Raw genomic sequence first — 25,714 nt, forward strand, 5'->3', positions numbered from 1 at the left:
TTAAATATCTTCATTAAAAGTACTAACGCACTTTACTTCTTATATTCAACAACCCTTTGGTGAATAGTACCAAAAATATTGTTACCTTCATCATCAAGCATTTCGATACGAATATTGTCACCAAAGCTCATAAATGAAGTTGCAGGTTTACCGTCACGAATCGTTTCAATCATTCGTACTTCTGCAATACAAGAGTAACCTACTCCACCTTCTTGGATAGACGTGCCGTGCTCAGTACCTTGTTTATTCGAAACTGTGCCCGAACCAATTACTGCACCAGCACCTAATGCACGTGTTTTTGCGGCATGCGCTACAAGCTCTGGGAATTCGAATGTCATATCAACACCCGCATTTGGCTTACCAAATGGTTCGCCATTTAAGTATGACAACAATGGTAAATTAACTTTTCCGCCGTCCCAATGTCCGCCTAACTCATTTGGCGTAACTGCAACCGGAGAGAATGCTGACGAAGGTTTAGATTGGAAAAAGCCAAAACCTTTCGCTAATTCTTCTGGAATCAATCCACGTAAAGATACGTCATTAACTAACATAACCAAACGTATTTGCTTGCCCGCTTCTTCAGGACTTGCAGCCATAGGTACATCGCCCGTAATTACAGCAACTTCACCTTCAAAGTCGATACCATGCGATTCAGAGATAGCAAAAATATCTTCTTGTGGACCAATGAAGTCATCAGAGCCACCTTGGTACATTAATGGATCAGTCCAAAAGCTTGGTGGCATTTCTGCATTTCTTGCTTTACGGACTAATTCAACGTGGTTTACATAAGCACTACCGTCTGCCCATTGGTATGCACGCGGCAAAGGAGATTCACAGTGGCTTTGTTCAAACGGCATTTCACCGTCCAATTGACCTGCGTTTAGTCCTGTATAAATTTCTTCTAACTTAGGGCTAAGCTCGTCCCAGTTATCAAGTAGCTGCTGCATCGTCATTGCAAGCTCTGCTACGGTAATACATTTTGATAAATCTTTGCTAACAACGACTAATTGGCCGTCGCGGGTATCATTTTTTAGTGTAGCTAATTTCATTATTTACCCTTGAATTATATTCATTTTATTAGAATCGCTTTGTCAGTAACGAGTGTATCACTCATCTTACTTTTCTGCTTTCCAACTATATACATATTCTGGATTTTCTACTTGATGCGCGGCATCCCCTACAAACAACTCATTACGAGTGTCTATCATTACAGCCACTTCATCAGTAAATTTCTTTTTATATTCCAATCCAGCTTGGAAGGCTTTTGGATGTGGACCGTGAGTAAAGCCTGCAGGGTGGAAAGTGATCATGCCACGGTCAATATTATCCCTGCTGAAAAAGTCACCTTCATGGTAGAAAAGCACTTCATCATAATCATCGTTATTATGATAAAAAGGCACTTTTAACGCACCAGGATCGCTCTCAATTGGTCGAGGAACAAACGTACATACCACAAAGCCATTTGCAACAAATGTAGTATGCGCAGATGGCGGTAAGTGATAGCGATGACTCATTAAAGGGCGAATATCACGCCAGTTGATGCGTACAACCGACAAGTCACCATGCCAGCCAATTGCATCAAGTGGGTTGAACGGATAGGTAATTACAGACGTTTTACTGTGGCGCTTTACATGTACCGACCACTCGTTTTCTGAGTATTGGGCTTTAAATGAGTCATTTATTTTTGGTACATCTAAACATGCAGGATCAAAAATAGCATGATTGCCCACTAAGCCCTTTTCCGGTAATTGATATGCACTATTTGTTGCTTCTATCATTAACAGGAAAACGGGCGCTTCAAGCTCTAAGCGCCAGTTAGTATTTCGCGGGATAACAACATAATCACCTTTGACTATGTGCATGTGGCCATAGTCAGTAAATAACTCTGCTTCGCCTTCATGAACAAAAAGCAAATCATCACCATCAGCATTACGCACAAGGTATTTCATTGTTTCGTTACAGTGCCAAATACGCATTTTACATTGCGCATTTTCTAAAATCATTGGCACTTGCCACGGCGACTCAGGGGCCGCAGTTGATAATTTGTTTAAATCGAAGCAGCGCGGCTTTAAATCGCCTTCCCAGTTTGACCATCCAGTTGGCGCATGTTGGTGATGAAAGTGCGATGCAGGGCCGAAAAATCCTTCGCGCCCTACTTCTCTTTCATAAATTCCATCTTCAGGAAAATCTGCATGCGCTTGCTTAGATGTTGTTCCCTCTGAGTGAGGAAACGATATCCACTTACGCATCCACTGGATCTCCTTTCAATACACCACGACGGATCTGGTCTTCTTCGATAGACTCGAATAATGCTTGGAAGTTACCTTCACCGAAGCCTTCGTTACCTTTACGCTGAATAATTTCAAAGAATACTGGGCCAATTACAGTTTGCGTGAAGATTTGCAATAACACGCCATCTTTAGCTGGTAGACCGTCGATTAGAATACGTAGCTCTTTTAATTTCTCAACATCTTCATCATGACCCGGTACACGACCATCTATACGCTCATAATAAGTATCTGGCGTAGGCATAAAGTCCATGCCACGGCTGCGTAGCGTACGTACTGTTTCATAAATATCGTCAGTTGTTAACGCAATATGCTGAATGCCTTCACCGTTATACTCTTCTAAGTACTCTGCAATTTGCGATTTATCGTCAGATGATTCGTTAATTGGGATCTTAACCTTGCCACAAGGAGATGTCATTGCACGTGACACTAGGCCAGTTTGTTTACCTTTAATATCGAAATAACGAATTTCTTGGAAATTACCAATGCGCTCGTAGAAACCTGCCCATAAATCCATGTTACCTTGCTTAACGTTGTGCGTTAGGTGATCTAGCACATCTAAACCTACGCTTTGCTTGGCAACGATATCTTCCCAATTTTCGTAGAAATTGAAATCAATGTCGTAAATGTTCTTATCTTTGTAACGGTCAACAAAATACAGCGTGCTTTCCCCAATTCCGTAAACCGCAGGAATTTTTAACTCCATGTATCCTAAGTTGCCTTGGAATTCCTTCGCACCATTTTCAATAGCATGTTCAAGCGCTTTAACAGCATTGTTAACACGAAATGCCATGCCGCATACACTTGGGCCATGAATACGTGCAAACTCTTCTGCTTGAGAGTTTGGCTGGGCATTAACGATAAAATTAATGTCACCTTGTTTGAATAACCACACTTGTTTGCTTTTATGCTTTGCTACTTCAGCAAAACCTAAACCCAAGAATAAATCTTTTAATGCTTGAATACCTGCTTCATCTGCCGCTGTATATTCAACAAACTCAAACCCATCAGTCCCCAAAGGATTATAACTATCTAACATGTGCTTTGTTCTCCAAAGTAAAAACTACAAATTTATCGTTATTGTTTTTATGACATTTTGTAGTGCAATTTAACGCCTGACTAGTCCATTAAAGAAATCAATCTATTAGGGTTTTTAAGATATTATGTAAAGATATAAGTACAGTGGTACTTTTTGAACGAATCAAGGAAGGAAAGTGGCCTAAATCGATTGTTTTTAGGCCATCATGAGGAAACTAATTAGCACATCGCGTAATTAAACCTTTACAGTCTTACGATTTATTCCGTAATCACGTAATTTGTTAGCAACTGCGGTATGACTCAGCCCCAACTTTTTAGCTAACTGTCGAGAACTTGGATACGCAGGATACAGTTTACGTAATACTGTTGCTTCAAAACGCTTAACCGCTTCTTCTAGCGTGCCATCAAAGTCTTGATCCAGATAACCAAAGTTACTGTTGTAAGAAGGTAATTGCAGGTGCTCTTTTGTTAAATAGTCACCTTCTAGCAATGTAACTGCGCGATACAAGGCATTCTCTAACTGCCTAACGTTACCCGGCCATGGATATTGTTGAACAAACTGCTGGCAAGCTTCATCCAGTGATGGCGTTGAACGCCCTAATTGACGAGAGTATTTTTGAATAAAGGCTTGGCATAATGGCAAAATATCTTGCTTACGTTCTCGTAGCGGCGCTATTTCAATTGTAAGTACATTTAAGCGGTAGAACAGATCTTCTCTAAAAGCGCCCTCTTGTACCATACCTGGCAAATCTTTTTGAGTGGTACAAATAACCCGGACATTTACGTTAACTTCGTTTTCTTCACCTACACGCCTAAAGCTACCGTCTTGTAAAAATCGCAGAAACTTTGTTTGTAATTCTGAAGACATTTCACCTACTTCGTCTAGAAATACCGTTCCACCATCAGCTTGCTCTAAAATGCCACGCTTACCCTGTACTGCATTTTCATACGCGCCCATGCCATAACCAAATAACTCCGATTCCGCTACATTATCGGGCAACGAAGCACAACTGAGCGTTAAAAATGGTGCGTCTTTTCTTTCACTCGCGTTGTGGCAAGCACGCGCCACTATTTCTTTACCTGTGCCGGTTTCGCCCATTAGTAATACTGGCGCATCAAGTAACGACATTTTCTTCGCTTCACGTACGATGCGTCGCATTTGCGTACTCACCGCGACAATATTATTAAAACTTTCTTGTTCGTGCCGCCTAAATACGGTGACCTGTTGACCTAAACGGCTTTCAGATTTCAGTGTAATAACTGCGCCAGCCAAAATTTTACTGTCTTCATCATCATTAATATAAATAGGTAAGATATCGGCAATATAGTTTTCGTTATTCGCTTGCAATCGGTTGGTTTGTGCTAATACTTCATCTTGCTCAAGCCACTTAACAAAATTAAAGCCTTTAAGGGTATGATTTATATTTTCTTCTTGAAGAGAGTCCAAATTCGTATTTAATTCATTTAATGCAGAGTTATTAGCAATTAATACATTGCCTTTAACATCAATTGAGATAATACCGTCTGGCAACGTTGTCAGCAGGGCTGCTAACTCATTATGTTCACGCTCGCTGGGCATAAACGAGGTAGTCTTAACGTCTTTCACACCTTCAATTTTACGAATTTCAGGCATGATAATTTGGAATTTTTCGAATTCGATTTGCGGAAAAGAAACAAACATCTTATTTGTGAGGGGATCAACTTCAATTCCCTTCAAATCGATTTCATGCTTCACTAAAATGTTTAGCACATCTAACGCAATTCCTATGCGATCTTCACAAAATATCTCTAATCGCATGTAGCGACCTCTTCATGTTATTTATGGTTATCATTATCGGCGTAATGATACTCGATTACATAAGAGTAAGTGTAGCTTTTTGTAAAGAAAAATAAACGTTTTAGTTTCTGTAAAAGGAACTCCTCGACTTATGCCGAGGAGTGATTTGAATATTTGACGAATAAAAATGTGGGAGTGTTATTAGCCTTCAAGCCCTTGTGACTTCAGATATTCTTCATAAGTACCTTGAAAATCAATAACTTTGCCATCTTTTATTTCTAGCACTCGCGTTGCTAATGATGAAACAAACTGTCTGTCATGACTCACAAATAACAATGTGCCTTCATATTGTTCAAGTGCCAAATTAAGCGATTCAATTGACTCCATGTCCATGTGGTTGGTGGGTTCATCCATTAACAGGATGTTAGGTTTATGCATCATTAACTTACCTAATAGCATTCTGCCCTGCTCACCACCAGAAATCACTTTTACCGATTTATTAATATCGTTTTGAGAAAATAATAAGCGACCTAAGTAACCGCGAACAGCCTGCTCGTCATCACCTTCATGCTTCCATTGTTCCATCCACTCAAATAAATTCATTTCTTCAGCGAAATCGTCAGCATGATCTTGAGCATAGTAGCCAATATTGGCATTTTCAGACCACCTAAATTCACCCGATTTTGGAGCTATTTTTGATGCTAGTGTATTAAGTAAGGTTGTTTTACCAACACCATTCTCACCAATAATCGCTACTTTTTCGCCTACTTCTAAAATAATATTAAAGTCTTCAATTAAGTTTGTATCAAACCCTTGCGTTAAGCCTTCAATTTCAATGGCGTTTCTAAATAATTGCTTTTCTTGAACAAATCGAATAAATGGATTTTGGCGACTTGACGCTTTCACTTCTTCCAGCTGTATTTTATCAATTTGACGTGCGCGTGATGTAGCCTGTTTAGCTTTAGAAGCATTTGCAGAGAATCGCGAAACGAACGATTGCAATTCAGAAATCTGTGCTTTTTTCTTAGCGTTATCCGCTAATAAGCGCTCACGCGCTTGAGTTGCAGCAAACATATATTCGTCATAGTTACCCGGATATAAACGTAACTCACCATAATCTAAGTCTGCCATATGCGTACATACACTGTTTAGGAAGTGTCTGTCATGCGAAATAATGATCATTGTACAATTACGCTCGTTAAGCACTTCTTCTAACCAACTGATAGTGTGAATATCCAAGTTGTTGGTTGGTTCGTCTAATAGCATAATATCTGGATCAGCAAATAATACTTGAGCAAGAAGCACACGTAATTTCCAACCGGGAGCAACTTCACTCATCAGCCCGTAATGTTGCTCTTGCGGAATACCTACACCAAGTAATAACTCGCCTGCTTTCGCTTCAGCAGAATAACCGTCCATTTCAGCAAACTGGGTTTCAAGATCAGCCACACGCATACCATCTTCTTCACTCATTTCAGGTAAAGAGTAAATACGATCACGCTCTTCTTTTACAGCCCATAGTTCGGCATGACCCATAATCACAGTATCAACCACTGAGTATTCTTCGTACGCAAATTGATCCTGGTTTAATTTTGCGACTCTTTCGTTTGGATCTGTACTTACATTTCCAGCAGACGGCTCTAGCTCGCCGCTTAGGATTTTCATAAAGGTTGACTTACCACATCCATTGGCACCAATTAAACCGTAGCGATTACCATCACCAAATTTAACAGAGATGTTCTCAAAAAGAGGCTTTGCGCCAAACTGCATTGTAATATTTGCGGTAGAAATCAAACTTATTTACCTATCTTTAAATGTAAAAAGTGCGCAGACTACAGGCAGGGCATTTATTATGCAAGTGATATTTAAATAATAACGCCAACTATTACCAACGCTAGCGTTAACGCGCTCTTACCTTCAATAAAACGTATAAAAAAGCATACAGATTTTTGCCAAAATCACGACTCAATTATCTTTTATTTTTTGTTTCTGCATTATTTTCGTTATCAACTATAATCTTGGAAGAGTCTGGAAGCTCAGAGTAAATGGAGTAACGTTTATGAACGTTAGATTATTTGTTACCAAAACTGATTTTTGTGTACCAAACCTTGAAAAAGAGTTCCAACAGGTGGGTATTAATTATCATGTTGAATATATTGAAGATAATCCGGAGTTGGCTCTTCAGCATCACATTCGCCACTCCCCTAATATTTTCATTGATGATGAACTTGCCTTTAGAGCACAACCCACTGTCAGTGAATTAAAGCAATACTTCAACATAAAATAACGCCGTCTTATAAGGCAAGATCGCTATAAAAGTGTGCTTGCCTTTTATTCCTTCCCTCACATAGTCACCTACTTGCTTTGCCACCTCGTTCGTTAAAAACGACAAAAATCATTAATTTTATTAGAAAAAATTTATTTATATGCTTAGCTTATTAAGTTGTACTTATCGGAGTTACAGGAAACTATGCCAAATAATACTTATCAAGATGCATTAAATCGTTTAGAAAAAATTGGAAAGCTGGCTGATATTAATGAAGAAGTTGTCAGCACTTTGATGTACCCAAAATCTACGCTGACCGCATCTCTGTGCGTACGCATGGATAATGGTTCAAGAGAATATTTTACTGCTTATCGATGTCGCTATAACGACATTTTAGGCCCTACCAAAGGCGGCGTGCGCTTCCATCCAGATGTCAACCAACAAGAAGTCGAAGCGTTAGCGCTGTGGATGACCATAAAATGTGCCGTAGTCGATTTACCCTTTGGCGGTGGCAAAGGTGGCGTAACGGTTAACCCAAAAAAACTGTCACCTATGGAGGTAGAACGCCTGTCTCGTTCCTTTATTCGTGCCATGGCTGACTTTATTGGCCCAAATGTAGATATACCAGCACCCGATGTATACACCAACGAACGTATTATGGGGTGGATGATGGATGAGTTTGAAGCGATTAAACGTATGAAAACGCCAGACGTTATTACAGGAAAACCACTTAGCTTAGGTGGCAGCGTCGGCAGAGGCGATGCAACTGGCCGCGGCGCTTACTTGTGCATTAAGGAGCTAGAAAAGAAAAATGGTTGGAACCCAGAAGATAAAACAGTTGCAGTACAAGGCTTTGGTAACGGTGGATACAATGTAGTGAAACTACTACAAAAAGATGGATACAAGATTGTCGCAATCTCCGATTCCAAAGGCGCTATATATAGCGACAAAGGTTTCGACGTAGATAGCATCTATCACGCTAAGCAAGAAAGCGACAAAGTAAAAGCTGTATACTGTGAACATTCGGTATGCGAACAAGTGGAGCACGACCGACTAAGCAACGAAGAATTAATATGCCTACCCGTAGACATACTGATCCCAGCAGCGATGGACGGTGTTATCAATTCAGACAATATTGACGACATTCAAGCAAAGCATATTGTAGAAATCGCCAACGGCCCTGTTGTGTCTGACGTTGATGATAAACTAAAAGAAAAAGGTATCACCGTCGTACCTGACGTACTTTCAAATGCAGGTGGCGTGACCGTTAGTTACTTTGAGTGGGTGCAAAATCGCAATGGCATCAGCTGGTCTGAAGAAGAAGTCCATGAGCGTTTAAAAAAACGCATGGTCGAGGCCTTTAATCAAGTATGGGAAATTGCAGAAGAAAATGACTTCAGTTTGCGTGAATCCGCCTACACCCTTGCATTAAGGCGCATTGAAAATGCAATTGAAGCGCACGGTACGCAAAAATATTTTAGTCGGTAATTGAGGACGATTAAGTTATAAAAATCACTCAAAGCTCTGCAAGTGAAGGTAGAGCATCTAAACTTATTAAACTTAAAGTTATATAAATGCTCTCTTCACTAATATTCTGTATTTAACGGTTCGCTATTCTATTTGTTAAAAAGCTTTCAACTTGCTTATAGTACCAAGTTCCAAAAGACTCTTGCGTATATAATCTAGTAGTTTGAGGCTTTTTTAATAGGCCATGGTAAATGAAATCTTTTGCGAAGCAGCCCCACGCTTTCGTACCAGCCGAATATAAGGTTGGGATTTGTTGCTTAATTGTCGCTCTATGACCGTAAAATAAATTAATCGAAATTGATATATCTAAAGCAACAAACGTATGCCACCATAACTTAGGAACAAATATTATCTCCCCAGGCTTAAGTATTGCAGTAGTAACGTTTACACGCTTCATTTTTGGGTACAAATTAAAATCAATATTTTCTATATCTATCTTACTTTTTTGAATAGTATCATGGTATTGATAAACTGACTTTGAATCCTTAGGGTTTACCAGATAAACTTTTTTTCTACCGTATATTTGACACATAATGTTATCAAAAAAGTCAAAATGTAACGAGGATTTGGTTTTCTCCGAACCAAGCCATATGTATTGGTTATATTGTCCACTTTTTTTGCTAACTAGTGACTCAAAATCAATATCATCCGCTACATTTGGAAATCTATTTACAGACTTATTTGATATATAGCAAGGGCTGGTTCTGCTTTTATTCTGAAGATGATCAATAAATTGAGCTATTGTCATTTTACGTAGAACATCACTTGCGTACTGCTCTACAGGAACGTCCTCTCTCAGATTAACTTCCGCATTAAATTCGATATCACTATATTGATTTTTAAAATAGTTAGGGCTCCATTTAGTCCGTGCAGCCCAGTTTTCTAAAGCGCCTTCTACAATGACTGGAATACCCTTTGAAAGGTAGTTATCTTCTAAGTCTTTCTTTGTCGTAAATTTAATACGCCTGATTGGTGAAAAAGAATCCATATTTACTACTTCTTAATGGCTCTACAAAAACGGCCAAAAATTATACACTAAAAATAGAAGTAAATACTAACCAAATTTCTGACGATTTTTCATAATTATCACTAATCGAACATGAAATTCACACAGACTATTAAAATTTAAAAAACAAAATTAAGTACGATGCACCATATTTGCCTTATCTATAATTTGATTCCATGATTCACCTGAAATATCGTGCTCCCACAGTTTTCCTTGAAAATAATTACAACCTAGCTTTTTTAATTCAACTAACTCGGCGCTGTTCGACACGCCAGCCGCAACAGCTTTGCAATCTAACGCTTGCGCAAGCTGTACTAAATTTTGAATGATGGCTCTTGCGTAATGGTTGGTTGTTACCATGGAGCATAAGTGATACGAAATTTTAATTAAGGATATATCTACCATCGCGAGTAATCCATTAGGAATGTATAACTCTCCAACATTTCCTAAACACACCTTTATTCCTTGATCTGACAGCAAATTAAAACTGTCCATAAAAATGGGTTTTGCAGTTAATAGTTGCCAGTCATCAAAGTCGATAACTAATTGCATATTGCGACTTTTTAATGAATTGTGCACATTTATTATGTCTTCAACTAGCTGGTTGTCGAGCAGGTCTTGGATGCTAATTTTGAAGAATAGTTTAAAGTTATTTGTCCCATCAAATTTTACCGCTAGCCTATCTAGCTCTAGCAAGACTTTTTCAAATAATATATTTTCAAACAGCCTTGGCTTGCCAATTTTTCTAAAGTGCGCCAAGGCAGTGTCTGTTTTTACAAAATATTCATTCTCTTTAAACCGAACAAATACTTCACAGCCAATGTACTGGCTTTGATCTTTATACAGAATTGGCTGAATATAAGGCACTATTATTTCGTGAAGCTCTTTAATACTGGGCTTCTCTAGTTCACCTTCCACATAAGTAACAATCTGATCACGCCCATTAGATTTAGCTTTGTATAAGGCATCATCTGCAACTTTGCTAAATTCTTCAGGTGTTTCTGCATGATTGGGAAATAGAGCTATACCAATGCTAGTTTTAATAGTGAGGCTAACGTCGTTATAACAGAACGGTTTCTCACACTCTTTTAATATTTTATTTGCTACGTGCTCTGCATCTTCTTCGGTTCGAATGTTAGTTAGTAATACGACAAATTCATCTCCGCCTACCCGTGCCGCAATATCTGAACCACGTATCGACTTTTGTATTTTTTTTGCAAATGTACAAAGTAACTCGTCACCTGCTGCATGCCCTAAACTATCGTTTACTTTTTTAAATTCATCTAAATCTAAAGCTAGCAGCGCCAATTTCCGCTTTTGTCGAGTTGCTAGTGCCATGTTATAAACAAGACTGTCTTGAAAGGCCAAACGGTTTTTAATTTTAGTAAGTGAGTCAGTGGTGGCAAGCGCTCTAAGCTGCTCTTTCTGCTCAGCTAAGGTAGTCAGCACTTTTAATTTTGCACTTAACAACACGGCTTGAAATGGCTTTTCAATAAAATCAACTGCACCAAACTCATTACATGCTTTTTCTAGCTCTTCAATACAAGTTCCAGATTCGGTGATAAATAAGAATGGCGGACAATTTTCAACGCTTTCACATAAGGCTTTCGCCACTTTTTTACCCTGATCATCTGGCGCTGAATAACTAATTATTACGGCATGTATTTCGTCGTTAACCAATACCTCAACGCCGTTGTTGACAGAGTTTGCATATACTAGGTTCGCGTCAACGTCCGACAGTATACTTTGCATCTCATGCACGCCATCCGCAGCAGTGCTAATGGCAAGTAGGTTTATGTTCAAGTTAACTTTATCCTTAATTATTCTTACTTTATCTCATTAACTCTTATCGAAAATCTACAACGCTATATGCACACTGAATACTAAGCTATCGTTATAAACCTGCAATATGTGCAATAAAAATTCTGATAGCTTACGGCAGCAGCAGTCCATTCGTGCTACACAATAACCATAGCAGAACAATGGCTTATTTGCCGATCAAATCTAGCCCGAACACTATTTATTAGCATTAGAATTATTTATATAGTACGCCATCAAAATTTATATTTGATACATCACATTAAACTTTATGTGGGATTTGCAAACTTTTCCAGTTTCTTTAAAGTAAATTATTGAAAAGTCAGCTTTTGTTTAAGCAGATTAATAAATGCCGAGAAGGCTTTATTTAAGAAGAGAGATTATCAAGAAGATATTTGTAAACTGTTATAAGCAATTACTGAATTGTGGGCATAAAAAAAGCCGATATAAAATCGGCTTTGCTGCAATTAAAGCATCAACAATTAAGCTGATAAACCTTCATTTGCTTTATTAACTAATGCAGAGAAAGCTGTTTTATCATGTACAGCAATATCCGCAAGAATTTTACGATCGATTTCTACAGAAGCTTTTTTAAGGCCGTCAATGAAACGGCTATAAGATAGACCATTTTGACGAGCTGCTGCATTGATACGTGCAATCCAAAGTTGACGGAATTGACGCTTACGTTGACGACGGTCGCGGTATGCGTATTGACCCGCTTTAGTTACTGCTTGGAACGCTACGCGATAAACACGTGAACGAGCACCGTAGTAACCTTTAGCTTGCTTTAAAACTTTTTTGTGACGCGCGCGCGCGATAACACCACGTTTTACTCTTGCCATGTTTCAGTCTCCTCTTAGGCGTACGGTAGCATACGATCGATTAATGCTGTGTCAGATGCGTGAACCATTTCTTTGTTACGCAGGTGACGTTTACGCTTAGAGCTCTTCTTTGTCAAAATGTGACGAAGATGAGACTGTTTACGTTTAAAACCGCCTGAAGCAGTTTTCTTGAAGCGCTTTGCAGCGCCACTGTGGCTTTTGATTTTAGGCATTGACCTAACTCCGCATTGGAACGTTAATACTTAGCAACTTGGCGAATAATATAACTAAAGTTAGATTATTACTTTTAAAGCCAAAGCTACTTCTTGTTAGGGGCTAGCACCATTATCATTTGGCGGCCCTCTACTCTATTTGGGAATGCCTCAACTACAGCAATGTCTTCCATATCGCCTTTAATGCGATTTAAAAGCTCAATGCCTAAGTCTTGGTGAGCCATTTCACGACCACGGAAACGTAGTGTTACTTTGACCTTGTCACCCCCTTCAATGAAGCGACGCAGGTTGCGCAGTTTTACCTGGTAGTCGCCTACATCAGTTCCAGGTCTGAATTTAATTTCTTTAACCTGAATCTGCTTTTGCTTCTTTTTTTGCTCTTTCTGAGCTTTACTTTTCTCGTAGATGAACTTTCCATAGTCCATGATGCGGCAAACAGGTGGGTTTGCAGTTGGACTAATTTCTACTAAGTCTAATCCAGCTTGATCAGCTTGTGCTTGTGCTTCTGAAATTGAAACAATACCTAATGCTTCGCCTTCTGCCCCGTTCAATCGAACTTCTTTAACATCGGTAATTTCTTCATTTAAACGATGTAAAGATTCCTTTTGGATTGGTTTTCTTCCGCCTCTAATGGTGTGTTCCTCCACGAAAATTATAATTTTTTAAGGGAGTGCCCTTCACTCCCGGCCTTAAAACGTATCGGCTAAATTTTGCGATGCTTTACTTCTTCTGAAAGCTTTTCAACAAAATCGCTAATTTTCATTTTTCCTAAGTCTTCACCTGAACGAGTTCTAACTGCAACTTCGCCAGATTCAACTTCTTTATCACCCACAACGAGTAAATAAGGAATGCGTTTTAAAGTGTGCTCGCGGATTTTAAAGCCTATCTTCTCATTTCTCAAGTCCGTTATGACTCTAAATCCATTTTCTTTTAAAGTTTTTGCTATTTTTGTCACATATTCCGACTGATTGTCGGTAATATTCATAATTACAGCCTGTTTTGGGGACAACCAAGTTGGTAATTGACCAGCATACTCTTCAATCAAAATTCCAATGAAACGCTCAAGTGAACCTAAAATTGCACGATGGATCATAACTGGCGTTTTACGTTCGTTGTCTTCAGCAACATAAGTTGCACCTAAACGACCAGGCATTGAGAAGTCTACTTGGATTGTTCCACACTGCCATGCACGCCCTAAACAGTCATAAAGTGTAAATTCAATTTTAGGACCGTAGAATGCACCTTCACCAGGTTGGAAGTCAAAATCAAGCTCATTACTCTTTAATGCATCTTCAAGTGCTTTTTCTGCTTTATCCCAAATTTCATCAGAACCTACGCGTTGCTCTGGTCTTGTAGATAACTTAATAGCCACATTTTCGAAACCAAATGTTTTGTATGTTTCGAATACCATATTAATACAGGCGTTAACTTCTTCTAGAATTTGTTCTTCAGTGCAGAAAATGTGCGCATCGTCTTGAGTGAAACCACGTACACGCATTAAACCGTGTAGAGCACCCGATGGCTCATTACGATGACAACAACCAAATTCAGCCATACGTAACGGTAAATCACGGTAAGACTTTAACCCTTGATTGAAAATCTGAACATGACCGGGACAGTTCATTGGCTTAATCGCATATTCACGATGCTCAGAATTAGTAGTGAACATGTTATCAGCGTATTTGTCCCAATGACCCGACTTTTCCCATAATGAACGATCCATCATCAATGGACCTTTTACTTCATCATAATCATAGTCGGCCAGTTTTTCACGAACGAACTTTTCTAGTTCAGTGTAAATTGACCAACCATCGTTATGCCAAAATACCATTCCTGGCGCTTCTTCTTGCCAATGGAAAAGATCTAACGCTTTACCAATTTTACGGTGATCACGTTTCTCAGCTTCTTCTAAACGCTTTAAATACGCTTTAAGTTGCTTTTTATCTGCCCATGCAGTGCCATAAATACGCTGCAACATCTTATTATCTGAATTGCCACGCCAGTACGCACCAGCTACTTTCATTAATTTAAAGTTTTGGCAGAATTTCATGTTAGGTACATGCGGGCCACGACACATATCAATGTATTCTTCATGGTGATATAAGCCTGGACGATCATCTTGTGCGATGTTTTCATCTAAGATTTCCATCTTATATGTTTCGCCACGCCCTTCAAATGTATCTCTTGCTTCCTGCCAGCTAACCACTTTCTTAACAACATCATAATTTGTTTTAGCGAGTTGCATCATGCGCTTTTCTAGCGCATCAATGTCTTCCTGAGAAAGCGACTTGTCTAAGTCAACGTCGTAATAAAAGCCATTGTCGATAACTGGACCAATTGCCATTTTTACATTTGGCCATAATTGCTTAATAGCATGGCCTAATAAATGCGCACATGAATGGCGAATAATTTCTATTCCATCATCATCTTTTGCAGTAATGATCGCTAAGGTTGCATCCGTTTCGATTAATTCACAAGCATCAACCAACTCGCCGTTAACGCGGCCAGCGATGGTTGCTTTAGCAAGACCAGGACCAATATCATTGGCCACATCCATTACGGATACAGCATTCTCGAATGAGCGTTGACTACCATCAGGAAGAGTAATTACAGGCATGATTTTTCCTTTAAACAGTGGTGGCACCTACCAAGTGTCACTTGTAGTTATTTTGTATTGAAAAGCGCGTATTTAAAACGCGCTTTGTTATGAAATAGTAATGGACATTAAATACGAAGGCTTAAAAATGTGACCTAACTGTTTGACCACTACTAATATATTTTTTAAATGCGCTAAATACATCTTGTGCGCATGCTTTGCAAAGGGCAGACTATATTTTAATTAGTTTTCCATATCAACCTAACGAAGCCGATTTTTCTCTGGATTTGTCTCTGTATGTATAAAAAAATCTCCAACGCGTTTTTCCAATCCGCTCTATTACTATTAATACTGTGTAAATCACCCAATTCATTGGCTGAAACTGCAAGTGGCTGGTCCTTATATAAAGAAACAGAAAGCATTACCGTTTGGTATCAACCAAGTGAGAAAAATAAAAGCCTATATAAAGTTAAAGCAGAAACGCGAACCAATGCATCACTCTCTGCCTTTGTTAATTTGCTTAACGATGTAAGTAATGCAACACGGTGGATTGATAATGTGCAGTCTGTCACGGTGTTGCAGGGCAACCTCATCAACAATAATGACAAAGCAGTGAAATTTGAGAACATTGTCCACACTAAGTTTAACGCCATTTGGCCTGTAAGTGAGCGCGATATGGTAACCCACTCAATTATCGAACAAGATAAAGAGTCTAAAGTGGTCATTATACACGTCGACGATTGGGGCAACCGTATTGCACAGGAACAAGGATATGTACGCATGAAGCATGTAACGGCTAAATGGTCTATTGTACCTGCTGAGAATGGACAAGTTATTATTCGCTATGTTGGGTTTGCTGATCCTGCAGGAAATGTTCCCCTTTGGTTGGTAAATCGGTTTGCTTTAATCTCAATTTATAACACTTTTGTAAACTTAACTGAGCAAGTTAAATCTGCTAACTATCAAACGCCCCTTCCCTACATTTCCGACGTTACCCACGAATAGCATTACTCATGTCTTATATTGGTGAAATAAGCAGCTTATTAGCTGCATGCGTGTGGGCAATCGCAACGTTAATTTATGGTCAATTTAGCCATCAACTAAGCTCGTTGCAGTTGAATCTAATCAAAGGCCTGCTCTCTATTGGCCTGATGTTGATAGCTGTATTAATGTTGCAAGATGCCCCCGTTGAGTTCCAAACTAACCATATTTATATTTTAATGTTTAGTGGTGTACTTGGTATCGCTGTGGGTGACACTGCATACTTTGCTAGCTTACGACGAATAGGGCCACAAAAAACACTACTGCTAGAGTCGCTTGCTCCACCCATTACCGGAATAATCGCCATGTTGTTCTTACAGAAGCACTTGCTATTAACGCAATGGCTTGGTGTATTTTTAACTATTGTTGGTGTTACTTGGGTTGTTACAAAATCCTCAACGACGAGTGATACAAGCACCGAGATGACACCTCTATTAACAAACACTACGTCTTCTCTTACCCGCCTAGACTATAAAGGCATCAGCTTTGGGTTGCTTGCGTCTTTTTGCCAAGCAACTGGAGTGGTGCTTTCACATTATGCATTGGCTGAAACTAATATCAGTGGTCTATGGGGCGCAATTATTCGATTAACCGCGGGAACATTTGCTGTATGTATAATCTTAATGATCACTAATCATAAACAACTTAAGATAATCAGCGCACTTTCTAAGCTAACGGCCAAATCATTAAAATTACTGTTCATAGCTATTTTTATTGGCACGTTTTTAGCGCTGTGGTTACAGCAAATTGCGCTAAAGTTTGCTCACCCTGCAACAGCACAAACTTTAATTGCAACCTCACCTATATTTGTTTTACTGCTATTATTTATGCAGGGAAAGAAAGTTTCATCAAGCGCGCTCGTAGGTACTTTGCTAAGTTTCTTGGGTATTATTTTTATATTTTATTAAGCCTTGTTGATTAATTTCACTATCGTAAGGACAGATCAGTTAGATTAAAACGCCATAAAGTGAGTAAGGTTTATGTGGAATACCATCGCTCAACAAATTTCAGAACACATCAACACAACATTTATCATTTCAGAAAAGCATCAGTTGAGTGGTGGTGACGTTAATCTTGCTTATAAAATTAATGACGAACGACACACTTTTTTTATTAAAATTAACGAAAAACATTATTTAGATAATTTTAATGCCGAGGCATTCTCTCTTGAGAAGCTAACCGCAACCCGCTCAGTAAAAGTGCCAGAAGTAATACTAACTGGTTCAACACTTAATAATGCATATTTAGTGACTGAGTTTTTACCGTTTAATGAAAAAAAATGTAATTGGTCACTATTAGCCAGTCAACTGGCAGCATGCCATCAAAGTGTTGAACAAGAAATGTTCGGCTGGGATGATGATAACTTTATTGGTCATACTCCGCAGCCAAACTGTTGGAAGAAGAAGTGGTGCTCATTTTTTGCTGAACAACGCATTGGCTGGCAATTACAGTTACTAGAAGAACAAAACATCCATTTACTAGATATCAACGAAATCACTAGTTTTATTAAAAATAAGTTGGCGTCGCACCAGCCTACTCCATCCTTGTTACATGGTGACTTATGGCGTGGAAACCTTTCTTTTTGTGATGGTAACCCGGTAATATTCGATCCTGCTTGTTATTTTGGTGACAGAGAGGTAGATATTGCAATGACGGAGCTATTTGGGCGTTTACCCGATGAGTTTTATGCAACTTATAATGAAATTTTGCCACTTTCAGATGGCTATCAAACACGTAAAGAGATATACAATCTTTACCATATCTTAAATCATGCGCTTATGTTTAAAGGCCACTATATTCAACAAGCAAAAGCAATGATTACTAAAATCCTTTGTTAGACTTTTTAAGCTATTTCACTACAATCCACGTATTATCAATTTTAAATGCTTAGGCAGTCTTATATTTAAGCAGATTAAGTCTGAACAATGCTTCTTTAATAATCTCTGCGAACAATAGATAACTCGCCTTAAGTCACTCCCAGCACTATTTATTAGGATCAAGTAAAAATATGACAGTAAAAACGGCTTTTATTACTGGTAGCGCAAAACGTCTTGGTAAGCAAACTGCAAAAACGCTTCACAATGCTGGTTATAATATTATTATTCATTGCAATACTTCTGTTTCAAATGCAGAGCAATTATGCCACGAACTGAATACTATAAGAGCCGACTCAGCATCTTACTTGCAAGCTAATTTAGTAAATGATGCGGCACTTGAGCAACTCGCAAATGCAATAAAAGAACAACATGGTCGACTTGACGTTTTAATCAATAATGCCTCTTCTTTTTACCCAACTCCCGTTGAGTCGTCTACATTGGAGCAATGGGATGATTTAATGGCAACAAATTTAAAAGCCCCCTTTTTTCTTACAAAGTACCTTTCACCTCTACTATCAAAGTACAACGGTTGTGTAATCAATATGATAGATATTCATGCCGACAAGCCATTAAAAGAGCACAGCATCTATTGTATGGCCAAGGCAGGATTAAAGATGATGACAAAGTCGCTAGCAATAGAATTAGCGCCTACAATTAGGGTCAATGGTATTGCACCGGGTGCCATATTATGGCCAGAGCAAGCCTTGTCTGAAGACGACAAAGCAACCATTATTAATCAAATAGCATTAGATAGACTGGGAACAACAGAAGAAATAGCCAATACCATAAAATTTTTAGTCGATGATGCCTCATACATTACAGGGCAAGTTATAGCTGTTGACGGAGGACGTAGCTTAGGAGGCTCAAACAAAGCTTAGGGAGTGTGATATGTTGGAGTTAAAATCACAAACCATAGAGTGTCCACACTGTGGACACCATATTCATGTAACCATTGATTCGTCACAAGGTGATCAGGATTATTTCGAGGATTGCTCTGCCTGCTGCAACCCAATTCGGTTAAAGTTACACATTGATGAAGTTAGACGTAAATTAGAACTGTATGTAGATAGTGACGACGAACAAGTATTTTAATTTTTCACTTTTTATTTGTGCTCTAAACACTATATTTTTGCACGGCTACTTCTACGTTAATGCTTATACCCCTTTACCTTTTTCTTTAACCCAAATAAAACACCTTAATTATTGACTAATTAATACTCACACATTATATTGTGCACAATATAGTTTTAAACAATATATAATTCACTCAACAAGAGAGCAAGATATGAGTAACCTTTACACACATTCCGCCAAACTTAACAATGGTGAAACGATATCGTTCGATCAATTTAAAGATAAAGTACTACTAATCGTAAACACCGCCAGCAAATGTGGTTTCACTCCGCAATATAAAGAGTTACAAGCACTTTATGCGCAATATAAAGATAAAGGGCTAGAAATTCTTGCGTTTCCATGTGATCAATTTGGTAAGCAAGAACCTGGCAATGATAATGACATTCAACAATTTTGCGATTTAACTTTTAATATCTCATTCCCACTTTTTTCAAAAGTTGAAGTAAATGGCGATGACGCACACCCTGTCTATCAGTTTTTAAAAAATGAGAAAAAAGGCATCCTAGGAAGCCGCTCAATTAAGTGGAATTTCACGAAGTTTTTGGTTAATACAAATGGTGAAGTGGTCGAACGCTATGCACCTACTACAAAGCCAAACGACATAGAACAAGATATTGTTAAACTGTTACCATAACCCATCCTTGATGGGTTTTATTCAATTATTATCCTATTTTCGGGTCAAGCTTAGTTAACTACCTTATGACTGATAATTTAAAGCTATCTAACCAATTATGCTTCAAGCTGTATGCATGCTCAAAAGAAGTAACACGACTGTATCGACCATTATTAGCGCCGTTGAATTTAACATATCCGCAATATTTAGTGATGCTAGTATTATGGGAAGCTGACTCACCAATTGCCATAAAGCAGATTGGAAAGCAGTTGCTACTTGATACTGGCACATTAACTCCTTTGCTCAAAAGGCTAGAGGCTAATGCGTTAATTACACGCGAGCGATTAAAAGAGGATGAAAGAGTCGTCGTCATAAAACTAACTAACCAAGGGAAGCAACTTAAAGCTAAAGCAGAAGATATTCCAAAAATGCTTGCTTGCCAAAGTAGCCTGAATTTGAGAGAGTTAGAACAACTAAGCCAAGTGTTAGAAAAGTTACTTAACTCAATGACTCCAACACACAATAAGTGACCTCGCTGAGGTTTAAATTAATAACTCTTTAATTGATGCAAGTATCTCGTTTGGATTAACTGGCTTACTCACTATTTTATTAACCCCAACACGACTACATTCATCTTCTATGAAAAAATCGTCTAGGCCAGTTAATGCAATTACAGGAACACTTCTGTGTTTCTTCATTGCCCTTACCTGTCTCACGCAACTGATACCATCTAAATTAGGCATATTGATGTCGGTGATCATTAAGTCAAAAGACTGCTTTCTGGCAATGTCTACTGCTTCATCACCGTCTATTGCAGACACGTAATCGTATTTATTTTGTTTGCACAACTGCTCCAAAATAGAACGAGCGACTGGGTCGTCTTCTACAATCAGTAAGTGTGCATTATCAGGTGTATTTTCAGACAATTGCTCAGCGCCTTTTGTGTTCAACTGTATAAATTATAATTGATGTACGTATATCTGCTTTTATAATTTTAAATCTCATTTAAATTTAAACAGATGTTGTTATAATCTCTTCTAGACTGATTAATAAAAAAAGATAGCAATGGCAGAAACTAACCAAGAACTAAAAAAAGCAGGCTTAAAAGTCACTTTGCCCCGATTAAAAATTCTTGAGATTTTGAAAGATCCTGAGCACCAACATATCAGTGCCGAAGATGTTTATAAAATCTTATTAGACAATGGCGAAGAAATTGGATTGGCTACTGTTTATCGCGTACTTAACCAATTTGACGATGCCGGCATTTTATCTCGCCACCACTTCGAAAGCGGGAAATCGGTTTTTGAGTTAACGGGAAAAACCCATCACGATCACTTAGTATGTTTAAATTGTGGAAAAGTTATCGAATTTGAAGATGATGTAATTGAGCAACGTCAACTAGATATTGCTGAAGCACATGGTTTGAAATTAACAAACCACAGTTTATATTTGTACGGTGAGTGTAAAGACGAAGAGGCGTGTGAAGAATACGCAAACAGTCAGTAGCTATAATATGTGGCTAGCCGCCTAACAATTCGTGTAACGGTTTACGCAATTTTTTGTAATACGGCTTTGAATTACAACCATGTACCTAATAATGTAAAGCCAGTTAATATAAAAATATTAACTGGCTTTTTTACGCTTACTTTTCTGCTTACTTCAGTAAACAAAGAGCCTATTAGACTCCTTGTTTAAATGAAACGTAATTAATCAGACCACGTATCTCGCAATCCTACTGTTCTATTAAATACTAAGTGTTCAGCAGTGGCATCTACATTATCTAAACAGAAATAACCAAGTCGCTCAAATTGAAAACCTTGTTCAGGTTTTGCATTTGCTAACGATGGCTCTACCACACCTTGCACTTTAACGAGTGATTCAGGGTTGATTACACTATGGAAATCTTCAGCCGCTGCTGGATTAGGCACATTGAATAATCGATCGTACAAGCGTATTTCTACTGGAAGCCCTTTGCTAGCTGAAACCCAGTGGATAACGCCTTTTACTTTACGTCCATCGGCAGGATTTTTGCCTAAAGTGTCGGCATCGTATGAGCAATAAATTGTGCTTACTTCACCATTTTCGTCTTTTTCAACACGCTCAGCTTTAATAACATAAGCACCGCGTAATCGAACTTCTTTGCCTAATACCAAACGCTTGTATTTTTTATTCGCTTCTTCACGGAAATCTTCTTTTTCAATAAAGATTTCACGAGTAAATGGCACTTCGCGTGTGCCCATAGTTTCATCACTTGGATGATTTTTAACTGTAAGTACTTCGCCCTCACCTTCGGCGTAATTTTCAATCACAATTTTAACTGGATCAACAACAGCCATTGCACGAGGCGCATTATCATTTAGGTCTTCACGGATACAAGCTTCTAACATGCCCATTTCAACCATGTTATCTTGCTTGGTTACACCAATGCGTTTACAAAACTCACGAATCGATTGAGGAGTATAGCCTCTGCGTTTCAAGCCGGCGATCGTAGGCATACGCGGATCATCCCAACCTGACACTAAGTTTTCTGTAACTAATGCCGCAAGCTTACGCTTACTCATCAGAGTATATTCAAGATTTAAGCGAGAGAATTCATACTGTCTAGGAACACAATCAATAGTAATATTTTCTAATACCCAATCGTATAAGCGTCTATTATCTTGGAACTCCAACGTACATAAAGAGTGTGTAATACCTTCTAACGCATCAGAAATACAGTGCGTAAAGTCATACATAGGATATACACACCACTTATCACCTGTTTGATGATGGTGAGCGAAACGAATACGGTAAATTACTGGATCGCGCATGCACATGAACGGCGAGGACATGTCAATTTTTGCTCTTAAACAACACTCACCTTCTTTGAACTCACCATTAGTCATTTTAGCGAATAGCGATAAATTCTCTTCTACACTTGTATCTCTATACGGGCTGTTTTGACCAGGCTCTGTTAATGTGCCACGCATTTCTCGCATAGCTTCTTGCGAAGAAAAGTCTACATACGCCAAGCCTTTCTCAATAAGTTCAACAGCATATTTATGTAATTGATCAAAGTAACTCGATGAATAGCAAATATCACCTGACCACTCAAAGCCCAACCACTTAACATCGTCTTGGATAGACTTTACATAGTTGATATCTTCTTTTTCTGGATTAGTATCATCAAAACGCAAATTACATTGACCGTTATAGTCTTGTGCGATACCAAAGTTTAAACAAATTGATTTGGCATGACCTATATGCAAATAACCATTAGGTTCTGGCGGGAAACGAGTATGGATAGCAGTATGCTTTCCATCTTTAAGATCGGTATCAATGATTTGTCTAATAAAATTAGACGGGCGATTCTCTACATCAGCCATGAATTTATCAACCTTTTAACGAGTCTTATCAATAAAAAAGATTGGAATTATAGCATTGTAAAATTGAATAAGGCGAGTGTTTAAAAAATTAAAAAGCCAGTCAAAAAGATGACTGGCTTTACTAAATAATCACATTAAAAATGTTGATTAGAAAACAGGGATATTACCAACCTGTTTTTTCTTTAAGTGCTTTGCCGATATCAGCAAGAGAGCGAACTGTTTTAACACCCGCGTCTTCTAATGCAGCAAACTTCTCATCAGCAGTACCTTTACCACCTGCGATAATTGCACCAGCGTGACCCATGCGCTTACCTGGAGGAGCAGTTACACCTGCAATGTAAGAAACCACAGGCTTAGATACATTTTCTTTAATGTAAGCAGCCGCTTCTTCTTCAGCAGAACCACCAATTTCACCAATCATCACGATTGCTTCAGTTTGAGGATCTTTTTCAAACATTTCTAAAATGTCGATGAAGTTAGAGCCAGGAATTGGGTCACCACCAATACCTACACAAGTAGACTGGCCAAAACCAGCGTCTGTAGTTTGCTTAACTGCTTCGTACGTTAATGTACCAGAGCGTGAAACAATACCTACTTTACCTGGCTTATGAATGTGACCTGGCATGATACCAATTTTACATTCACCTGGAGTAATTACACCTGGGCAATTTGGACCAATCATGCGAACGCCTTTACGATCGATATACTCTTTAACATAAAGCATATCTAACGTAGGAATACCTTCAGTAATACAAACAATAAGCTCCAAACCAGCGTCTGCAGCTTCAATGATTGCATCTTTACAGAAAGGTGCAGGTACATAAATTACAGTTGCTGTAGCGCCAGTTTCTTTAACTGCTTCTTCAACAGTATTAAAAACAGGAAGACCTAAATGCGTTTGACCACCTTTACCTGGGCTAACACCACCAACCATTTTTGTACCGTATTCAAGTGCTTGCTCTGAGTGGAAAGTACCCTGACCACCAGTGAAACCTTGACAGATAACTTTAGTATCTTTATTAATTAAAACGCTCATTATTTGCCCTCCGCTGCAGCTACTACTTTTTGAGCAGCGTCAGTTAATGATTCAGCTGCAATAATGTTTAATTCACATTCTTCCAGTTTCTTAGAACCTAACTCAGCGTTATTACCTTCTAAACGTACAACTACTGGTACATTTACGCCTACTTCTTCAACTGCACCAATAATACCTTCAGCGATCATGTCACAACGTACGATACCACCGAAAATATTAACTAGTACTGCGCTAACAGCTGAGTCAGAAAGGATAATTTTGAACGCTTCAGTAACACGCTCTTTAGTTGCACCGCCACCAACATCTAAGAAGTTAGCTGGCTTGCCGCCGTGTAGCTTAACAATGTCCATAGTACCCATCGCAAGACCAGCACCGTTAACCATACAACCAATGTTACCTTCAAGAGCAACATAGTTAAGCTCCCACTGTGCTGCATGTGCTTCACGAGCATCTTCTTGAGATGGATCGTGCATTTCACGAAGCTTAGGTTGACGATACATTGCATTGCTGTCGATAACAATTTTTGCATCTAAACAGTGAAGGTTACCGTCAGTCTTAATAACTAATGGGTTTACTTCTACGATTGCGCAATCGTAGTCTTCAAACAATTTAGCCATACCAACAAAGATATTAGTAAACTGTTTAATTTGAACACCTGTAAGGCCTAGTTTAAATGCGATGTTACGACCTTGAGCAGCTTGAGCGCCTACCATAGGATCGATTTCACATTTGTGAATTAATTCAGGCGTCTCTTCAGCTACAGCTTCAATATCCATACCACCTTCAGTAGATGCCATGAAAACGATACGTCTTGTACCACGGTCCATTACTGCACTTAAGTACAATTCTTTTTCAATGTCCGTGCAAGATTCTACTAGAATCTTATGGATAGGTTGCCCATTCTCGTCAGTTTGGAATGTAACTAAGTTTTTACCAAGCCATTTTTGAGCAAAATCTTTAATTTCGTCTTTGCTCTTAACAAGTTTAACACCGCCTGCTTTACCACGGCCGCCTGCGTGTACTTGACACTTAACAACCCACTCATTACCGCCAATTTTACTAGCGGCTTCAGCGGCTTCTTGAGGAGTTTCACATGCAAAACCTTCAGAAACCGGTAAGCCATACTCAGCAAACAATTGTTTTGCCTGATACTCGTGCAAATTCATGATGCTCTATCCGTTTTATTAAATTTAAAAAGCCGCACGCTTAAAAACATGCAGCTAAACCAATGGGTGCTTAATACTTATAGCACCAACGAAAAAGCTACAGTTCTAGCTG

General features: G+C 38.7%; 25 protein-coding genes. 10 read left to right on the top strand and 15 right to left on the bottom strand.

The genetic code is table 11. The features are described 5' to 3' along the window. Nucleotides 1–32: 32 nt before the first annotated feature. The 5 genes from HUU81_RS09180 to HUU81_RS09200 form a co-directional block, all read right to left on the bottom strand. Nucleotides 33–1,049, bottom strand: a complete 1,017-nt coding sequence (locus tag HUU81_RS09180) for a fumarylacetoacetate hydrolase family protein (RefSeq protein WP_199608636.1) — start codon at nucleotides 1,047–1,049, stop codon at nucleotides 33–35. A 66-nt stretch (nucleotides 1,050–1,115) separates the two neighbouring features. Further along, entirely contained in the window at nucleotides 1,116–2,249 is a 1,134-nt protein-coding gene (locus HUU81_RS09185) for a homogentisate 1,2-dioxygenase (RefSeq protein ID WP_199608637.1), read from the bottom strand. Beyond that, nucleotides 2,242–3,327 (bottom strand): 4-hydroxyphenylpyruvate dioxygenase, encoded by a 1,086-nt coding sequence (hppD, locus tag HUU81_RS09190; protein WP_199608638.1) that lies wholly within the window; start codon nucleotides 3,325–3,327, stop codon nucleotides 2,242–2,244. Before hppD ends, HUU81_RS09185 begins: the two co-directional genes overlap by 8 nt. 234 nt (nucleotides 3,328–3,561) lie before the next feature. Further along, the gene (gene tyrR, locus HUU81_RS09195; protein ID WP_199608639.1) at nucleotides 3,562–5,124 is read right to left on the bottom strand and encodes a transcriptional regulator TyrR; all 1,563 of its coding nucleotides are present in this window, start codon (nucleotides 5,122–5,124) and stop codon (nucleotides 3,562–3,564) included. Nucleotides 5,125–5,304: 180 nt separating this feature from the next. Continuing rightward, nucleotides 5,305–6,897, bottom strand: coding sequence for an ABC-F family ATPase (locus HUU81_RS09200; protein WP_199608640.1), 1,593 nt, complete (start codon nucleotides 6,895–6,897; stop codon nucleotides 5,305–5,307). A gap of 265 nt (nucleotides 6,898–7,162) precedes the next feature. On the opposite strand from HUU81_RS09200, the gene HUU81_RS09205 reads away from it, so the two are divergent. Both HUU81_RS09205 and HUU81_RS09210 read left to right on the top strand, forming a co-directional pair. After that, complete coding sequence (locus HUU81_RS09205) at nucleotides 7,163–7,390, top strand: thioredoxin family protein (RefSeq protein WP_199608641.1); 228 nt, start codon at nucleotides 7,163–7,165, stop codon at nucleotides 7,388–7,390. Between the two features lie 183 nt (nucleotides 7,391–7,573). Continuing rightward, nucleotides 7,574–8,857: a Glu/Leu/Phe/Val family dehydrogenase gene (locus tag HUU81_RS09210; RefSeq protein ID WP_199608642.1), complete on the top strand. Its 1,284-nt coding sequence runs from the start codon at nucleotides 7,574–7,576 to the stop codon at nucleotides 8,855–8,857. A gap of 112 nt (nucleotides 8,858–8,969) precedes the next feature. On the opposite strand, the gene HUU81_RS09215 is transcribed toward HUU81_RS09210, so the two are convergent. The 6 genes from HUU81_RS09215 to thrS form a co-directional block, all read right to left on the bottom strand. Then, on the bottom strand, nucleotides 8,970–9,884 hold the full coding sequence (locus tag HUU81_RS09215) for a cupin-like domain-containing protein (RefSeq protein WP_199608643.1): 915 nt from the start codon (nucleotides 9,882–9,884) through the stop codon (nucleotides 8,970–8,972). Between the two features lie 150 nt (nucleotides 9,885–10,034). Then, nucleotides 10,035–11,705: a two-component system response regulator gene (locus HUU81_RS09220; protein ID WP_199608644.1), complete on the bottom strand. Its 1,671-nt coding sequence runs from the start codon at nucleotides 11,703–11,705 to the stop codon at nucleotides 10,035–10,037. Nucleotides 11,706–12,202: 497 nt separating this feature from the next. Beyond that, nucleotides 12,203–12,562 (bottom strand): 50S ribosomal protein L20, encoded by a 360-nt coding sequence (gene rplT / locus HUU81_RS09225; protein ID WP_199608645.1) that lies wholly within the window; start codon nucleotides 12,560–12,562, stop codon nucleotides 12,203–12,205. A gap of 14 nt (nucleotides 12,563–12,576) precedes the next feature. Then, nucleotides 12,577–12,774 (bottom strand): 50S ribosomal protein L35, encoded by a 198-nt coding sequence (gene rpmI, locus HUU81_RS09230; RefSeq protein ID WP_199608646.1) that lies wholly within the window; start codon nucleotides 12,772–12,774, stop codon nucleotides 12,577–12,579. Nucleotides 12,775–12,860: 86 nt separating this feature from the next. Next, nucleotides 12,861–13,421, bottom strand: coding sequence for a translation initiation factor IF-3 (gene infC / locus HUU81_RS09235; protein WP_199608647.1), 561 nt, complete (start codon nucleotides 13,419–13,421; stop codon nucleotides 12,861–12,863). Nucleotides 13,422–13,477: 56 nt separating this feature from the next. After that, nucleotides 13,478–15,391 (bottom strand): threonine--tRNA ligase, encoded by a 1,914-nt coding sequence (gene thrS, locus HUU81_RS09240; RefSeq protein ID WP_199608648.1) that lies wholly within the window; start codon nucleotides 15,389–15,391, stop codon nucleotides 13,478–13,480. Nucleotides 15,392–15,667: 276 nt separating this feature from the next. On the opposite strand from thrS, the gene HUU81_RS09245 reads away from it, so the two are divergent. The 7 genes from HUU81_RS09245 to HUU81_RS09275 all read left to right on the top strand — a co-directional run bounded on the left by HUU81_RS09245 (nucleotide 15,668) and on the right by HUU81_RS09275 (nucleotide 20,565). Then, nucleotides 15,668–16,375: an START domain-containing protein gene (locus HUU81_RS09245; protein ID WP_199608649.1), complete on the top strand. Its 708-nt coding sequence runs from the start codon at nucleotides 15,668–15,670 to the stop codon at nucleotides 16,373–16,375. Nucleotides 16,376–16,383: 8 nt separating this feature from the next. Then, on the top strand, nucleotides 16,384–17,319 hold the full coding sequence (locus HUU81_RS09250) for a DMT family transporter (protein ID WP_199608650.1): 936 nt from the start codon (nucleotides 16,384–16,386) through the stop codon (nucleotides 17,317–17,319). Between the two features lie 72 nt (nucleotides 17,320–17,391). Further along, nucleotides 17,392–18,249: a fructosamine kinase family protein gene (locus tag HUU81_RS09255; RefSeq protein ID WP_199608651.1), complete on the top strand. Its 858-nt coding sequence runs from the start codon at nucleotides 17,392–17,394 to the stop codon at nucleotides 18,247–18,249. Between the two features lie 170 nt (nucleotides 18,250–18,419). Next, complete coding sequence (locus HUU81_RS09260) at nucleotides 18,420–19,166, top strand: pteridine reductase (RefSeq protein WP_199608652.1); 747 nt, start codon at nucleotides 18,420–18,422, stop codon at nucleotides 19,164–19,166. Between the two features lie 10 nt (nucleotides 19,167–19,176). After that, nucleotides 19,177–19,380: a CPXCG motif-containing cysteine-rich protein gene (locus HUU81_RS09265; RefSeq protein ID WP_199608653.1), complete on the top strand. Its 204-nt coding sequence runs from the start codon at nucleotides 19,177–19,179 to the stop codon at nucleotides 19,378–19,380. Nucleotides 19,381–19,573: 193 nt separating this feature from the next. Continuing rightward, nucleotides 19,574–20,056, top strand: coding sequence for a glutathione peroxidase (locus HUU81_RS09270; RefSeq protein ID WP_199608654.1), 483 nt, complete (start codon nucleotides 19,574–19,576; stop codon nucleotides 20,054–20,056). A gap of 65 nt (nucleotides 20,057–20,121) precedes the next feature. Continuing rightward, on the top strand, nucleotides 20,122–20,565 hold the full coding sequence (locus HUU81_RS09275) for a MarR family winged helix-turn-helix transcriptional regulator (RefSeq protein WP_199608655.1): 444 nt from the start codon (nucleotides 20,122–20,124) through the stop codon (nucleotides 20,563–20,565). A 12-nt stretch (nucleotides 20,566–20,577) separates the two neighbouring features. On the opposite strand, the gene HUU81_RS09280 is transcribed toward HUU81_RS09275, so the two are convergent. Next, nucleotides 20,578–20,961, bottom strand: a complete 384-nt coding sequence (locus HUU81_RS09280) for a response regulator (protein WP_199608656.1) — start codon at nucleotides 20,959–20,961, stop codon at nucleotides 20,578–20,580. 139 nt (nucleotides 20,962–21,100) lie between these two features. On the opposite strand from HUU81_RS09280, the gene fur reads away from it, so the two are divergent. Beyond that, nucleotides 21,101–21,541, top strand: a complete 441-nt coding sequence (gene fur / locus HUU81_RS09285) for a ferric iron uptake transcriptional regulator (RefSeq protein WP_199608657.1) — start codon at nucleotides 21,101–21,103, stop codon at nucleotides 21,539–21,541. 200 nt (nucleotides 21,542–21,741) lie between these two features. Here fur and glnS read toward each other — a convergent pair whose 3' ends face one another. From glnS to sucC, 3 genes are all read right to left on the bottom strand, one after another. After that, nucleotides 21,742–23,400 (bottom strand): glutamine--tRNA ligase, encoded by a 1,659-nt coding sequence (gene glnS, locus HUU81_RS09290; protein ID WP_199608658.1) that lies wholly within the window; start codon nucleotides 23,398–23,400, stop codon nucleotides 21,742–21,744. Between the two features lie 163 nt (nucleotides 23,401–23,563). Next, complete coding sequence (sucD, locus tag HUU81_RS09295) at nucleotides 23,564–24,436, bottom strand: succinate--CoA ligase subunit alpha (protein WP_199608660.1); 873 nt, start codon at nucleotides 24,434–24,436, stop codon at nucleotides 23,564–23,566. Next, complete coding sequence (gene sucC, locus HUU81_RS09300; RefSeq protein WP_199608662.1) at nucleotides 24,436–25,602, bottom strand: ADP-forming succinate--CoA ligase subunit beta; 1,167 nt, start codon at nucleotides 25,600–25,602, stop codon at nucleotides 24,436–24,438. The genes sucD and sucC overlap by 1 nt, the downstream gene beginning before the upstream one ends. Nucleotides 25,603–25,714: the final 112 nt, after the last annotated feature.

It is taken from the genome of Flocculibacter collagenilyticus, assembly GCF_016469335.1.
GTDB lineage: Bacteria > Pseudomonadota > Gammaproteobacteria > Enterobacterales > Alteromonadaceae > Flocculibacter > Flocculibacter collagenilyticus.

What these genes read in the sequence shown, in the direction of transcription:
- HUU81_RS09180 (WP_199608636.1), bottom strand. Translation starts at nt 1,049, where the DNA reads ATGAAATTAGCTACACTAAAAAATGATACCCGCGACGGCCAATTAGTC.
- HUU81_RS09185 (WP_199608637.1), bottom strand. Translation starts at nt 2,249, where the DNA reads ATGCGTAAGTGGATATCGTTTCCTCACTCAGAGGGAACAACATCTAAG.
- hppD (WP_199608638.1), bottom strand. Translation starts at nt 3,327, where the DNA reads ATGTTAGATAGTTATAATCCTTTGGGGACTGATGGGTTTGAGTTTGTT.
- tyrR (WP_199608639.1), bottom strand. Translation starts at nt 5,124, where the DNA reads ATGCGATTAGAGATATTTTGTGAAGATCGCATAGGAATTGCGTTAGAT.
- HUU81_RS09205 (WP_199608641.1), top strand. Translation starts at nt 7,163, where the DNA reads ATGAACGTTAGATTATTTGTTACCAAAACTGATTTTTGTGTACCAAAC.
- HUU81_RS09210 (WP_199608642.1), top strand. Translation starts at nt 7,574, where the DNA reads ATGCCAAATAATACTTATCAAGATGCATTAAATCGTTTAGAAAAAATT.
- HUU81_RS09215 (WP_199608643.1), bottom strand. Translation starts at nt 9,884, where the DNA reads ATGGATTCTTTTTCACCAATCAGGCGTATTAAATTTACGACAAAGAAA.
- rplT (WP_199608645.1), bottom strand. Translation starts at nt 12,562, where the DNA reads ATGGCAAGAGTAAAACGTGGTGTTATCGCGCGCGCGCGTCACAAAAAA.
- rpmI (WP_199608646.1), bottom strand. Translation starts at nt 12,774, where the DNA reads ATGCCTAAAATCAAAAGCCACAGTGGCGCTGCAAAGCGCTTCAAGAAA.
- thrS (WP_199608648.1), bottom strand. Translation starts at nt 15,391, where the DNA reads ATGCCTGTAATTACTCTTCCTGATGGTAGTCAACGCTCATTCGAGAAT.
- HUU81_RS09245 (WP_199608649.1), top strand. Translation starts at nt 15,668, where the DNA reads ATGTATAAAAAAATCTCCAACGCGTTTTTCCAATCCGCTCTATTACTA.
- HUU81_RS09250 (WP_199608650.1), top strand. Translation starts at nt 16,384, where the DNA reads ATGTCTTATATTGGTGAAATAAGCAGCTTATTAGCTGCATGCGTGTGG.
- HUU81_RS09255 (WP_199608651.1), top strand. Translation starts at nt 17,392, where the DNA reads ATGTGGAATACCATCGCTCAACAAATTTCAGAACACATCAACACAACA.
- HUU81_RS09260 (WP_199608652.1), top strand. Translation starts at nt 18,420, where the DNA reads ATGACAGTAAAAACGGCTTTTATTACTGGTAGCGCAAAACGTCTTGGT.
- HUU81_RS09265 (WP_199608653.1), top strand. Translation starts at nt 19,177, where the DNA reads ATGTTGGAGTTAAAATCACAAACCATAGAGTGTCCACACTGTGGACAC.
- HUU81_RS09270 (WP_199608654.1), top strand. Translation starts at nt 19,574, where the DNA reads ATGAGTAACCTTTACACACATTCCGCCAAACTTAACAATGGTGAAACG.
- HUU81_RS09275 (WP_199608655.1), top strand. Translation starts at nt 20,122, where the DNA reads ATGACTGATAATTTAAAGCTATCTAACCAATTATGCTTCAAGCTGTAT.
- fur (WP_199608657.1), top strand. Translation starts at nt 21,101, where the DNA reads ATGGCAGAAACTAACCAAGAACTAAAAAAAGCAGGCTTAAAAGTCACT.
- glnS (WP_199608658.1), bottom strand. Translation starts at nt 23,400, where the DNA reads ATGGCTGATGTAGAGAATCGCCCGTCTAATTTTATTAGACAAATCATT.
- sucD (WP_199608660.1), bottom strand. Translation starts at nt 24,436, where the DNA reads ATGAGCGTTTTAATTAATAAAGATACTAAAGTTATCTGTCAAGGTTTC.
- sucC (WP_199608662.1), bottom strand. Translation starts at nt 25,602, where the DNA reads ATGAATTTGCACGAGTATCAGGCAAAACAATTGTTTGCTGAGTATGGC.